General features: G+C 51.8%; 12 protein-coding genes and 2 pseudogenes. 2 read left to right on the top strand and 12 right to left on the bottom strand.

The features are described 5' to 3' along the window. Positions 1-57: 57 nt before the first annotated feature. The 11 genes from dacA to leuS all read right to left on the bottom strand — a co-directional run bounded on the left by dacA (position 58) and on the right by leuS (position 12,087). The gene (gene dacA, locus A7589_RS01865; RefSeq protein WP_001092445.1) at positions 58-1,269 is read right to left on the bottom strand and encodes a D-alanyl-D-alanine carboxypeptidase DacA; all 1,212 of its coding nucleotides are present in this window, start codon (positions 1,267-1,269) and stop codon (positions 58-60) included. Positions 1,270-1,408: 139 nt separating this feature from the next. Then, complete coding sequence (rlpA, locus tag A7589_RS01860) at positions 1,409-2,497, bottom strand: endolytic peptidoglycan transglycosylase RlpA (RefSeq protein WP_001231395.1); 1,089 nt, start codon at positions 2,495-2,497, stop codon at positions 1,409-1,411. 10 nt (positions 2,498-2,507) lie between these two features. Beyond that, on the bottom strand, positions 2,508-3,620 hold the full coding sequence (mrdB, locus tag A7589_RS01855) for a peptidoglycan glycosyltransferase MrdB (RefSeq protein WP_000131717.1): 1,113 nt from the start codon (positions 3,618-3,620) through the stop codon (positions 2,508-2,510). A 2-nt stretch (positions 3,621-3,622) separates the two neighbouring features. Then, positions 3,623-5,524, bottom strand: coding sequence for a peptidoglycan DD-transpeptidase MrdA (gene mrdA / locus A7589_RS01850; protein ID WP_000776182.1), 1,902 nt, complete (start codon positions 5,522-5,524; stop codon positions 3,623-3,625). A 30-nt stretch (positions 5,525-5,554) separates the two neighbouring features. Then, positions 5,555-6,022, bottom strand: coding sequence for a 23S rRNA (pseudouridine(1915)-N(3))-methyltransferase RlmH (gene rlmH / locus A7589_RS01845; protein ID WP_000776104.1), 468 nt, complete (start codon positions 6,020-6,022; stop codon positions 5,555-5,557). Between the two features lie 3 nt (positions 6,023-6,025). Further along, the gene (gene rsfS, locus A7589_RS01840; protein WP_001161665.1) at positions 6,026-6,343 is read right to left on the bottom strand and encodes a ribosome silencing factor; all 318 of its coding nucleotides are present in this window, start codon (positions 6,341-6,343) and stop codon (positions 6,026-6,028) included. Positions 6,344-6,602: 259 nt separating this feature from the next. Further along, positions 6,603-7,214 carry an adenosylcobalamin/alpha-ribazole phosphatase gene (locus A7589_RS01830; RefSeq protein WP_010358651.1) on the bottom strand — a complete coding sequence of 204 codons (612 nt, stop codon included), beginning with the start codon at positions 7,212-7,214 and terminating at the stop codon, positions 6,603-6,605. 23 nt (positions 7,215-7,237) lie between these two features. Next, positions 7,238-7,879, bottom strand: coding sequence for a nicotinate-nucleotide adenylyltransferase (nadD, locus tag A7589_RS01825; protein WP_024191079.1), 642 nt, complete (start codon positions 7,877-7,879; stop codon positions 7,238-7,240). Between the two features lies 1 nt (position 7,880). Then, positions 7,881-8,912, bottom strand: coding sequence for a DNA polymerase III subunit delta (holA, locus tag A7589_RS01820; protein ID WP_000620556.1), 1,032 nt, complete (start codon positions 8,910-8,912; stop codon positions 7,881-7,883). Beyond that, positions 8,912-9,490: an LPS assembly lipoprotein LptE gene (gene lptE, locus A7589_RS01815; RefSeq protein WP_001269678.1), complete on the bottom strand. Its 579-nt coding sequence runs from the start codon at positions 9,488-9,490 to the stop codon at positions 8,912-8,914. The genes holA and lptE overlap by 1 nt, the downstream gene beginning before the upstream one ends. Before the next feature lie 14 nt (positions 9,491-9,504). Continuing rightward, positions 9,505-12,087, bottom strand: coding sequence for a leucine--tRNA ligase (gene leuS / locus A7589_RS01810; protein WP_010358648.1), 2,583 nt, complete (start codon positions 12,085-12,087; stop codon positions 9,505-9,507). Positions 12,088-12,321: 234 nt separating this feature from the next. On the opposite strand from leuS, the gene A7589_RS01805 reads away from it, so the two are divergent. After that, positions 12,322-12,804, top strand: coding sequence for a zinc ribbon-containing protein (locus A7589_RS01805; RefSeq protein ID WP_001044880.1), 483 nt, complete (start codon positions 12,322-12,324; stop codon positions 12,802-12,804). 74 nt (positions 12,805-12,878) lie between these two features. Here A7589_RS01805 and A7589_RS01800 read toward each other — a convergent pair. After that, positions 12,879-13,124: pseudogene (locus A7589_RS01800) on the bottom strand (hypothetical protein); the annotation flags it as partial. A gap of 4 nt (positions 13,125-13,128) precedes the next feature. Between A7589_RS01800 and A7589_RS01795 the strand changes: the two are divergent. Beyond that, a pseudogene (locus A7589_RS01795) lies at positions 13,129-13,398 on the top strand (J domain-containing protein); the annotation flags it as partial. Between the last annotated feature and the right edge of the window lie 4 nt (positions 13,399-13,402).

Raw genomic sequence — 13,402 nt, 5'->3', positions numbered from 1 at the left:
GTTTTTACTGATGCTTAGTATATGGGGGCGGAAATTACACTTTCAAGTGTTCAATTTTCAACCAAACCAGTGATGGAACATTAATTTAATGTAATCAATGGTTTTGCCGAAGAAGTTGCCTTCCGGGATTTCCTGCAACACCACCAGCGGACGTTGCTCAATGGTTTTACCGTCAAGCTGGAAGTTAATAGTACCAACGACCTGATTCTTTTGCAGCGGCGCATGAAGCTCACTGCTGTTCAGCACGTAGCTGGCTTTCAGGTCTTTCATGCGGCCACGTGGAATGGTCAGGTAAACGTCTTTATCAACACCTAACGAAGCACGGTCAGAATCACCAAACCAAACCGGTTCAGAGGCGAACTCTTTGCCTACTTTCAGCGGGTTAACGGTTTCGAAGAAACGGAAGCCCCAGGTCAGCAGTTTTTTACTTTCAGCTTCACGGCCTTTGAAAGTACGTCCGCCCATGACTGCGGAGATCAGACGCATCTGACCCTCTGTCGCGGAAGCAACAAGGTTGTAACCTGCTTTGTCAGTATGGCCGGTTTTGATACCGTCGACATTCAGGCTGTTATCCCACAGCAGGCCGTTACGGTTGAGCTGACGAATACCGTTAAAGGTGAACTCTTTCTCTTTATAGATAGAGTATTCATTTGGCACATCACGAATCAGTGCCTGGCCGATCAGCGCCATATCACGTGCAGAGCTGTACTGACCGTCAGCGTCGAGACCGTGCACGGTCTGGAAGTGGGTATTTTTCAGACCCAGCGCGTTAACGTAGCTGTTCATCAGGCCAACAAAAGCATCCTGACTACCGGCGGCAAAGTCTGCCATAGCAACACAAGCATCGTTACCGGATTGCAGGTTAATACCACGGATAAGCTGTGAAACCGGTACTTGCATACCAGGTTTGAGGAACATCAGCGAAGAACCTTTAAACACCGGGTTACCGGTAGCCCAGGCGTCATTACCGATGGTCACTAAATCAGTTTCTTTAAATTTACCCGCTTTCATTGCCTGGCCGATAACGTAGCTGGTCATCATTTTGGTCAGACTGGCAGGATCGCGGCGGACATCTGCATTTTGCTCGGCGAGAACTTTGCCGGAGTTATAGTCGATCAGGATGTAGGACTCCGCGTCGATCTGCGGTACACCCGGGATCATAGTTTTGATATTCAGGTCATCGGCATGTGCAGCAGAGATAAAGGCTGTGCAAAGAGCCGTGGTGAGCGCCAGGCGCTTCATGATACGAGCGGAAGAAATGGTATTCATGGTCTGAACTACGACATCCGTGATGGAATTAAAAAAAGTGCCCTACTATAGCAAATGCACTACCGGCAGGCATCTGACTTTCCGCGTGACTTTGTTAACGTCATTTACAGAAATTGACACTTCAGTTGCCTGCTTTACGCTACTGCGCGGTGGTAATAAATGACTGTAATTGGGCTTCGGTTTGTAAACGTTGCTGCAAGGTACTGGCTTCGGCTTTGCTGGCAAATGGGCCAAGCTGGATCCGCCAGACTGCGCCGTTTTGGGTCACACGACCGGGGACGCCGAACTTCTGTCCTAACTGCTGTTGATACTGTTGAGCGCGCGCCTGATCGCTGACAGCACCGACTTGCACCATAAAGTTACCGCTGACATTTTGCGAAGCTGCTTGCGGTGTCACCATTGCTGGTGTTGTTGCAGGCGTTGAAGCCGGAGCTGTGACCACTGGCTGCGGTGCCGGCGTCGGTTCGCTGCCCTCCAGTACACCAGGTGCTAAGGTGGTTGGTGCGCCGAGAAAACCGCTGCTGGTTACCGGCGCGCCGGTCGGATCTTCGCTTTTTAGCGTCGCATTACTGACCGGAAGAATGTCACCCTGCGGGCCAGACCCTGAGCTTGTTCCCGCGCCGCCGCTTAAGTCGGGTGGTGCGGGCAGGGCATAAGTCTGTTTGGCGACAGTAGTACAAGCCATACCTGGGCCAGAAAGTGAACCATCCTGGGCGACGATAATCGGGTCGATGCGAACTTTGGTGTTGTTCGAGGTGTTAAGACGGTCGGCTGCCGCGCGCGAAAGTGAAATTACGCGGTCGTTGCCGTAGGGACCACGATCGTTAATGCGCACCACAATCATCCGACCGTTAGCCAGGTTAGTGATTCGCGCGTAGCTGGGGATCGGTAGCGTCGGGTGTGCCGCTGTTAGCTGCATCGGATCGAACGCTTCACCTGAGGCCGTCAGATTGCTGCCCGGTTCGGCATCATAAATAGCAGCCAGGCCAGCCTGACTAAAGCGTGATGGATCCTGCACGATTTTGTAGCTTTTGCCATCGCGCTGGTAATCCTGATTCGCTGTCGCGTTCAGTGGTTCGAAACGCGGTTCTGCCCCGCCAATCTCAACTATTGGGCCATTACATACCGCAGGCTGCGGTACACTTACCGTCTGTTGCTGACCATCATCGCTTGTACATGCCGCGAGCATTCCTGCCGCGATGCAGATCCCGAGCCACTGCTTACGCATTGCGCACCTCTTACACGCTTTTCGACAACATTTTCCTGTGGGTGTGGATTGACATCACAATCCCGAACCCAGCCATCAGCACTATAAGCGCCGATCCTCCATAACTGACCAGTGGGAGCGGAACCCCTACAACCGGCAGAATACCGCTTACCATACCAATATTTACGAAGACATAAACGAATAATATCAGCATTAAGCCGCCAGCCATGACGCGACCAAAGGTGGTTTGCGCTCTGGCGGCTATCCACAGTCCGCGCATGATCAGCAGAATATAGAGAGCGAGCAGAATCAAAATACCCACTAATCCCAGCTCTTCTGCCAGTACCGCGAAGATAAAGTCGGTATGGCGTTCGGGCAGAAATTCAAGCTGTGACTGAGTACCATGCAGCCAGCCTTTGCCGCGTAATCCGCCGGAGCCAATAGCTATTTTAGACTGAATAATGTGATAACCCGCGCCAAGAGGGTCTGATTCTGGGTCGAGGAGCATCATTACGCGCTGGCGTTGGTAATCATGCATCAGGAAGAACCACAGAATCGGAATGAACGCGGCTACCAGCACCACTGCAACGCCGATCAGGCGCCAGCTAAGGCCAGAGAGGAACAGTACGAACAGACCGGAAAGCGCAACGAGAATTGATGTCCCCAGGTCAGGCTGCGCTGCAACCAGCAGCGTGGGCATAAATATCAGCACCAGCGCGATGGCGGTATTTTTTAACGACGGCGGACAAACGTCGCGGTTGATAAAGCGCGCCACCATCAGCGGTACGGCTATTTTGGCAATTTCCGATGGCTGAAAACGGACGATACCGAGATCCAGCCAGCGTTGAGCACCTTTAGAGATGGCACCAAAGGCATCTACCGCCACCAGCAAAATAATACAGATAATATAGAGATAGGGCGCCCATCCCTCATAAACGCGCGGAGGGATTTGCGCCATTACGACCATAATGACCAGACCCATTGCGATCTGACCGATTTTACGCTCCATCATGCCGATATCCTGGCCGCTGGCACTCCAGATTACCAGAGCACTGTAGACCAGCAATGCCAGTAAAATCAGCAGCATCGTGGGATCAAGATGGACTTTATCCCAGAATGTTTTTTTATTCGGATTATCCGTCATGATTAATGGTCCTCCGCTGCGGTAACCGCTGGGTTTTCCGCAGGCAGATCGGTGTTGTTATCGCCCAGCATAATGTGGTCGAGGATCTGGCGCATCAGCGTACCGACCGCCGGGCCTGCGCCGCCGTTCTCCAGAATCATGGCGACAGCCACTTGTGGATTGTTATACGGCGCAAAGGCGGTCATCAATTTGTGGTCACGCAGACGCTCAGCAATTTTGTGCGCATTATAGGTTTCGTTCGCTTTCAGACCGAAGACCTGAGCTGTACCCGATTTCGCCGCAATTTTGTACGGTGCGCTGGCAAAATATTTATGTGCCGTACCGTTAGGGCGGTTAGCAACCCCGTACATACCGTCTTTCGCCAGCTCCCAGTAACCGGAGTGAATATCGCCGACTGGCGGTTCATGCGGTTGTACCCATGGCACCTGTTTGCCGTCTTCGGCGGTACTCATCAGCAAATGCGGAACCTTCACGACACCGTCATTAATCAGGATCATCAGTGCCTTACTCATCTGGATTGGGGTCGCTGTCCAGTAACCCTGACCGATACCGACCGGAATGGTGTCACCCTGATACCACGGTTTTTTAAAGCGTTTTTGTTTCCATTCGCGGGTAGGCATGTTGCCGGAACGTTCTTCTGCAAGATCGATACCGGTGTAATGACCATAACCGAATTTACCCATCCATTCGGAAAGGCGATCGATCCCCATATCGTAGGCCACCTGGTAGAAGAAGGTGTCTGCAGATTCTTCCAGCGATCTTGTGACATTCAGGCGACCATGGCCCCATTTTTTCCAGTCACGGTAACGTTTTTCCGAACCAGGCAGCTGCCACCAGCCTGGGTCAAACAGCGTAGTATTGCGAGTGATCACCCCCGCACTTAATGCTGAAACTGCCACATAAGGTTTAACCGTAGACGCCGGTGGATAAACCCCTTGCGTGGCTCGGTTCACCAGCGGTGTGTTCGGGTCGTTCAGCAATGCGGAATAATCTTTGCTGGAGATACCGTCAACAAACAAGTTTGGGTCATAGCTTGGCGTGGAAACCAGCGCCAGCACACCGCCCGTGCGCGGATCGGTGACTACTACAGCCGCGCGGCTGCCTGCCAGCAGTGTTTCAATATACTGCTGGAGTTTGAGATCTATCGTCAGGTAAATATCGTGTCCGGCTTGCGGCGGTACTTCTTTTAACTGGCGGATGACGCGACCACGGTTGTTAACTTCAACCTCTTCATAACCGGTTTGACCGTGCAGCACATCTTCATAGTAACGCTCAATTCCCAGCTTACCGATATCATGCGTTGCCGCATAGTTGGCTAGTTTGCCGTCATTATTCAGGCGTTCGACGTCTTTATCGTTGATTTTCGACACATAGCCGATGACGTGAGTCAACGCTGAACCGTAGGGATAGTAACGGCGTTTATAGCCTTTAACTTCCACCCCGGGAAAACGGTACTGATTGACGGCAAAGCGCGCCACCTGTACTTCAGTCAGGTTAGTTTTCACTGGAATCGAGGTGAAACGGTGTGAACGTGCGCGCTCTTTTCTGAATGCAGCGATATCATCATCGGTCAGATCGACGACGCTGCGCAGGGCATCCAGCGTTTGCTGCACGTTATCGACTTTCTCCGGCATCATCTCTATCTGATAGATAGTGCGGTTGAGTGCCAGAGGGATGCCGTTACGGTCGTAGATAATGCCGCGACTGGGGGCGATAGGCACCAGTTTGATGCGGTTTTCATTAGAACGGGTCTGATAATCGGTAAAACGAACAATTTGCAGATTATACAGGTTGGCGATAAGCACGCCGGTCAGCAGCAAAATTCCCAAAAAGGCGACCAGCGCCCGGCGCACAAACAGTGCGGACTCTGCCGTATAGTCGCGAAAAGAGTTCTGTAGTTTCATCCGCTGCGTTTTCTACTCAAAGCTTTCTTATCACTCACGATGATAAGGATGGTTGGTGGTAATGCTCCACGCCCGGTACAGACTCTCTGCGACCAGTACGCGAACCAGCGGATGGGGGAGGGTCAGCGCGGAAAGCGACCAGCTTTGTTCTGCCGCTGCTTTACAGGCAGGTGATAACCCTTCAGGCCCGCCAATAAGCAGGCTGACGTCGCGGCCATCAAGCTTCCATCGTTCCAGTTCAGCGGCTAACTGCGGTGTGTCCCAGGGCTTGCCTGGAATGTCGAGGGTGACAATGCGGTTTTTGCCTGCGGCTGCCAGCATCTGCTCACCCTCTTTGTCGAGTATGCGCTTGATGTCCGCGTTCTTGCCGCGTTTTCCAGCCGGAATTTCAATCAGCTCAAAAGGCATATCTTTCGGAAAACGACGCAGGTACTCAGTAAAACCGGTTTGTACCCAGTCCGGCATTTTCGTTCCCACGGCCACAAGTTGCAGCTTCACACATTAACTCCAGAGTTTTTCCAGTTCATACAGGCGACGGCTCTCTTCCTGCATGACATGGACAATAACTTCGCCCAAATCAACGACAATCCAGTCGGCGCTGTTTTCACCTTCTACGCCGAGCGGCAATAGACCAGCAGCACGAGACTCCTGAACAACGTGGTCAGCAATGGACATAACATGACGGCTGGACGTACCCGTACAGATGATCATGCAGTCGGTGATGCTGGATTTGCCCTGAACGTCTAAGGCGATGATGTCCTGACCTTTGAGGTCATCAATTTTGTCGATAACAAAATCCTGGAGTGCTTTACCCTGCAAGTTTTCCCCCTGGGTGAATTAAAAAGATAAAAACGGTTTGTCAGTATACCTGAACCAGAGGCGATTTCGGGACAATTGTCGCCGAATCGGCTTTCGAAAGTGGGCTATCATCCCACCCCGCGCCGCAGATTGCATCGCCATTTTTGTAAAACAATTTCTACAAAGTCGTGTTTAGCGGAAAAAGTCTGGCTGCGGAGAATATCAGCCTGTCCGGGGCTGTCAATGGGCGCTGCACCTTACATGCAAAAAAACAGAAAAGTCATGCATCCCTGTGCCATATAGCACGGCTATTGAGGACGCGTAGAGTTGCGAATGCGTCATTGACTTCAATGGCGCTCCAGCAGCCCTGGTCTACACGAAAATGCCACATCGCCCCGGCTGGCATACCAAGTAAGCGGGCAATTAACAGACTCAACACGCCCTGATGGCTGACGACTAATATATTTTTGTCGTGCTGATATTCAACAAATCTGGCAATAAACCTTTCTACCCGCTGCGAAAACGCCTGAAAACCTTCACCGTTAGTTGGGACGGTATGCTGCCAGTCATTGCACCATGCGTTATAGTTTTCGGCATCTTCTTGCATCAAATCGCGATGATGCCGCATCTCCCAGTCACCAAAAAACATTTCATTAAGCTCAGGGACGGTTTGTACAGGGAGCTGGCGGTCACTGAGAACCAGCCGCGCGGTATGCTGCGCGCGTTCCAGTTCACTACATAAAACCATATCGAAGGGAACATCACGCAACAGGGTATGCAGGCTTTGAGCTTGCTCGATACCGCGTGCAGTCAGTGGCGTCGGCGCATGACCACTGTACAATCCATCGACATTTGCCTGCGTTTCGCCGTGACGAATTAACCACAGTCGCATCATTCCCTCCGTGATGACAGGTATCAGCGATACAAGCCTTGTTGGTTAATGTAGGTCAATACCGATTCCGGCAACAAATCTTCACATGATTCGCCGTTTTGCAAGCGTTCGCGGATGATGGTCGCCGAGATGTTAAACCACGGCGTTTCAGCGAGGTAAATTTTACCGGCAGACTGAAGGTGCAGATCTTCCGGATTATGCGTCAAATGATCTTCCAGCCACTGCTGGTATTGTGGTTGCGCCATTTCAAGCGGGTAGCCAGGACGCCGACAGACAATTAAATGCGCATTGTCGAGGATCGTTTCGTATTCGTACCAGGTGGGAAAAGTCAGCAGTGAGTCCTGACCAATAATAAACGCCAGTGGCACATCGGCGCCTTGTTCCTGTCGCCACTCTTTGAGTGTTTGCGCAGTGTAAGAGGGGGCATTGCGTTTTAACTCACGTTCATCAAGGGTAAACAGTGGTTTATCGGCAATAGCCAGTTCAAGCATATGTTTTCGCTGCGCGCTGTTTGCTTCCGGCTGTGGACGATGCGGAGGAACATTGTTAGGGATAATAGTCACTCGCGTCAGACCAATCAGATTCGCCAGCGTTTCCACGGGTTTAAGATGACCATAGTGCACCGGATCGAAGGTGCCGCCAAACAGAGCCTGTAAAGATTTCATATCAACCATCGATAAATACGTCTGCCAGTGGTTTATGGCACAACAGAAGGGATAATCCCTCCAGATCTGCCCACACCGACTGGCCGTAATCTTGTTTGAGGGTGAGTTCCGTTCGTGTCAGAAGTTGCACGGCCTGACGTAACTGCGGCTGGCTTAAGCGATTTAATGCCTCGCCCATCATGCCCCGCCGGTTCTGCCAAATGCGATGCTTATCAAATAACGCGCGTAGCGGCATATGGGCAGACTGACGTTTCAAATTAACCAGTAACAACAGTTCACGTTGTAATGTGCGCAACAAAATAACCGGCTCGCTGCCTTCCAGACGCAGTTGCTGAAGAATGTGCAACGCGCGCTTGCTTTTGCCCATCAACAAAGCATCAACCCAATGAAAAGGGGTGAAATGCGCGGCATCATTCACTGCCTGCTCAACGCGCGGTAATGTCAGTTTGCCGTCCGGCCAGAGAAGCGATAAACGCTCCAGTGCCTGTGCCAGCGCCAGCAGGTTACCTTCATAACAATAGCAGAGCATCTGATTTGCAGCGTCATCCAGCTCTAAGTTGAGCTGTTTTGCACGCGCAGCAACCCAGCGAGGAAGCTGAGCCTGCTCCGGTGTCTGACAGGTTACCTGCACGCTTCGATTAGCAAGAGCAGTAAACCAGGCAGCATTTTCCTGCGCTTTGCTTAATTTATTGCCGCGCACGATCAACAGCAAATCGTCATGCAGCAGTCCGGTCAGTGTCAGAAGTTGTTCATTGATCGCCGCATTTGGTCCGTTTTCTGGTAACAGCAGCAATAGCGTTTGTCGACTGGCGAACAGACTCATGGCCTGGCATAGCGAAAATATCGCATTCCAGTCGGTGTTGGGATCAATGGAAAAAGTGTGGTGTTCTGCAAATCCTTGTGTTGCAGCCACCTGACGAACAGCGTCCTGGCTTTCCTGCAACAACAGAGGATCGTTACCAAGCAAAAGATACGCCGCGCGCAGCCCTTCATTGAGCTGCGCGCGGAGTTGTTCCGGGTACAACCGAATCATCAGTTACCCAGTGTGGTAGAGACGCGTGCAGGCGTTGCTGCAGTATCCGTTGTTTTCGACGTATCTTCGTCGGAACGGATATCCGCAGCGCGAATGCTTGGCAGCTTACGAATCAGCTGTTCGGCAGCACGGTCGTACATCTCTTGAATGATCATGCCTTGCTCATTATCTTTCGCTAACGCCATTTGCGGGTTATCGAAGAACGAACGGAAGACTTTGGCGCTAATCGGGTAGATGTCACGGCCAGGGATCAATACCGACGCGCTGACGGTCATCACCATTTGATATTCAGCAGTTTGACCATTACGGAAAACTGAAGCGGTATCCTGGGAGATTGATACAGTGCCCAAACGCAGGGATGGAACGTCCTTACGCGTGGTTTCTTTATCAAGCAACTCGACACCGTTCAGACGTAACTGATTACGCACCGCACGGCTTAACGGCCCGTTCGGGTCGCCTGAGTCCAGGATCATGACCTTCATAGTGGAAGGAACCTGCGTGGTATCACGCAGATGCCAGCCACACCCGGCGGTGATTAACACCGCCAGAGATAACAACAATGTTGCCAGATATCGCACGCTTCCTCCCGCGCTTAGCCAACGACCAGATTGAGGAGTTTACCCGGTACGTAAATCACTTTACGCACGGTAACGCCATCAAGATATTTTGCTACCAGATGTTCCTGGCCAGCACGTTCGCGAACCTGTTCTTCCGTTGCATCTACCGGAACGGTGATTTTGGCACGGACTTTACCGTTAACCTGCACCACCACCAGCGTGGAGTCTTCCACCATCGCTTTCTCGTCTGCAACCGGCCACGGCGCGTTGTCGATATCGCCTTCGCCTTTCAGTTCCTGCCACAGCGTGAAGCAGATGTGCGGCGTGAACGGGTTAAGCATACGGACAACGGCCAGCAGGGCTTCCTGCATCAGCGCGCGATCCTGCTCGCCATCGGTCGGCGCTTTCGCCAGTTTATTCATCAGCTCCATAATCGCCGCAATTGCGGTGTTGAAGGTCTGACGACGACCGATATCATCAGTCACTTTAGCGATAGTTTTATGAACATCACGACGCAGAGCTTTCTGATCTTCAGTCAGTGCATCAACGTTCAGCGGCGCAACATCACCTTTCGCAGTGTGCTCGTAAACCAGTTTCCAGACACGTTTCAGGAAGCGGTTAGCCCCTTCAACGCCGGACTCTTGCCATTCGAGAGTCATATCCGCCGGAGAAGCGAACATCATAAACAGACGAACGGTGTCCGCGCCGTAACGTTCAACCATCACCTGTGGGTCGATACCGTTGTTCTTCGACTTGGACATTTTGCTCATGCCGGTATACACCAGTTCATGGCCTGCCGCGTCTTTCGCTTTCACGATACGGCCTTTCTCGTCGCGCTCAACGATAGCATCAACCGGGGAAACCCAGTTACGTTCGCCGTTTTCGCCTACATAGTAGAAGGCGTCTGCCAGCACCATACCCTGACACAGCAGCTGTTTCGCTGGTTCGTCAGAGTTTACCATGCCTGCATCACGCATCAGTTTGTGGAAGAAGCGGAAGTAGAGCAGGTGCATGATGGCGTGTTCGATACCACCAATATAGATATCCACCGGCAGCCAGTAGTTAGCCGCTTTGGAATCCAGCATACCCTCTTTGTACTCTGGGCAAGTGTAGCGCGCATAGTACCAGGAGGACTCCATAAAGGTGTCGAAAGTATCGGTTTCACGCAGCGCCGGCATACCGTTAACGGTGGTTTTCGCCCACTCAGGATCTGCTTTGATCGGGCTGGTAATACCGTCCATTACCACATCTTCCGGCAGGATCACCGGCAGTTGGTCGTCCGGGGTAGGCATCACCGTGCCGTCTTCCAGCGTCACCATCGGAATCGGCGCACCCCAGTAACGTTGACGGGAAACACCCCAGTCGCGCAGGCGATAGTTTACTTTACGCTCGCCAACACCCATTGCCGTCAGTTTGTCGGCAATGGCGTTAAAGGCCGCTTCATGGTCAAGACCGTTGAACTCGCCAGAGTTGAACAGCACGCCTTTTTCCGTCAGCGCCTGCTGGGAGAGATTCGGTTCAGAACCGTCAGCCGCCAGGATAACCGGCTTGATGTTCAGGCCGTATTTAGAGGCAAACTCGTAGTCGCGCTGGTCGTGACCCGGAACTGCCATGACTGCGCCAGTGCCGTACTCCATCAATACGAAGTTTGCTGCCCAAACCGGAATTTCTTCGCCCGTTAATGGGTGAACCGCTTTAAAGCCAGTATCGACACCTTTTTTCTCCATCGTTGCCATTTCAGCTTCAGCAACTTTGGTGTTACGACATTCGTCAACGAAAGCCGCCAGTTCAGGATTATTTTCTGCCGCTTTCTGCGCCAGCGGGTGACCCGCCGCTACCGCCAGATAAGTACAACCCATAAAGGTGTCCGGGCGGGTAGTGTAAACGGTCAGCGTGTTGTCATAGCCGTTAACGTTGAAGGTGATTTCCACGCCTTCGGAACGACCGATCCAGTTACGCTGCATGGTTTTAACGGTGTCTGGCCAGTGATCCAGTTTATCCAGATCGTTGAGCAGTTCGTCAGCGTAAGCGGTGATTTTGATAAACCACTGCGGGATCTCTTTACGTTCAACTTTGGTATCGCAGCGCCAGCAGCAGCCGTCAATAACCTGTTCGTTAGCCAGTACGGTCTGGTCGTTCGGACACCAGTTGACCGCAGAAGTCTTCTTATATACCAGGCCTTTTTTATACAGCTCGGTGAAGAATTTCTGTTCCCAACGGTAGTATTCCGGCGTACAGGTCGCCAGCTCGCGGCTCCAGTCATAACCAAAGCCCAGCATTTTGAGCTGGTTTTTCATATACGCGATGTTGTCGTATGTCCACGGTGCCGGTGCGGTGTTGTTTTTCACCGCTGCGCCTTCCGCAGGCAGACCAAACGCGTCCCAGCCGATCGGCTGCAGGACGTTTTTGCCCAGCATACGCTGGTAGCGGGCGATCACGTCACCGATGGTGTAGTTACGTACGTGGCCCATGTGTAGTCGACCAGAAGGATAGGGAAGCATAGACAGGCAGTAATACTTCTCTTTGCTCTCGTCTTCGGTTACTTCAAATGTGCGCTTCTCATCCCAGTGAAGCTGTACTTTGGATTCTATCTCTTCCGGGCGGTATTGCTCTTGCATGGCAGCCAGTGGTCCTGTTTTCAATACGGCTACAAATGTAGCGTTGAGGTGGTTTTTCAGATCCGCATAGCATAGCCCAAACGTCCGCGTCAAAACAGCCTTTCGCGCACTCGACGTTGAAATGATGCCCGGATTATTCATACATTAATTTACAGAGTTTGTGGGCGTATTAGCAAAGCAAGGAACAAAGAACGTCTATTATTATAGTCAGTTAACGACCCGGGAGATGAAACGATGAACAAGGTTGCTCAATATTACCGTGAACTGGTCGCGTCACTGAGCGAACGCCTGCGCAATGGCGAACGTGATATCGACGCACTGGTGGAACAGGCGCGCGAGCGCGTAATAAAAACAGGGGAGTTAACGCGAACCGAGGTCGATGAGTTGACGCGAGCTGTCAGGCGTGACCTGGAAGAGTTCGCCATGAGCTATGAAGAGAGCCTGAAAGAAGAGTCTGACAGTGTTTTTATGCGGGTGATTAAAGAAAGCCTCTGGCAGGAACTGGCGGACATCACCGATAAAACGCAGCTTGAATGGCGCGAAGTTTTCCAGGATCTCAACCATCACGGGGTTTATCACAGCGGAGAAGTGGTAGGGCTGGGGAATCTGGTCTGCGAGAAATGTCACTTCCATCTCCCGATCTACACGCCGGAAGTCCTAACGCTATGCCCGAAATGTGGTCATGACCAGTTCCAGAGACGCCCGTTCGAGCCGTAATAGTCTGATTTCGCACAGCAATAAAGATAATTGGGGTCGAATGAAAATCGTCCGGCCCTTATTTGTTTTTATCTCTACAGTAAATCTTCAACCTCACGGATTTCTTGATTGACATCTCTTGTACTGGATGCCTGAACCTTACGGTATAAGTTGAGAGCCTGTCGGAGATCGGCGGATCTTCCTTCGTCATAGTGGTACATAATGGCCAGCCTATACCAGGCGGTGGCATCATTGAATTCAGCGGCTTTCGTAAACCATTCAAAGGCAGCTTTCAGATACCAGTACATCGCTTGCTTATAGTTCTGCTCTACCCCTTCGCCTGGTGCTGGCGAACCAACTACGGAAGAATCATTAATGCCGATTGTGAGTCGTCTTGATGTGGAAGATCGTTGTCCGCTGGAAGCATTAATTATTCGGCGATTATTAATTCAGTCGGCGAATTTTGCCGGGCAGAAAATCGTCGAACCAGCGCCACAACCCCAGCCAATGCCCGCTGATGATGGTGGTCCTGGTTGCCTCGGGGTTATTAAAATTATCTTCTACATTTTTATCTTTGCCGGTTTGATAGGGAAAATACTCCATCTACTGGGTTGAAACT

The organism is Escherichia sp. MOD1-EC6475 (assembly GCF_003046645.1).
Classification (GTDB): Bacteria; Pseudomonadota; Gammaproteobacteria; order Enterobacterales; family Enterobacteriaceae; genus Escherichia; species Escherichia ruysiae.
The sequence above is the reverse complement of the archived record's forward strand: the minus strand, read 5'-3'. Positions and strand labels throughout refer to the sequence as shown.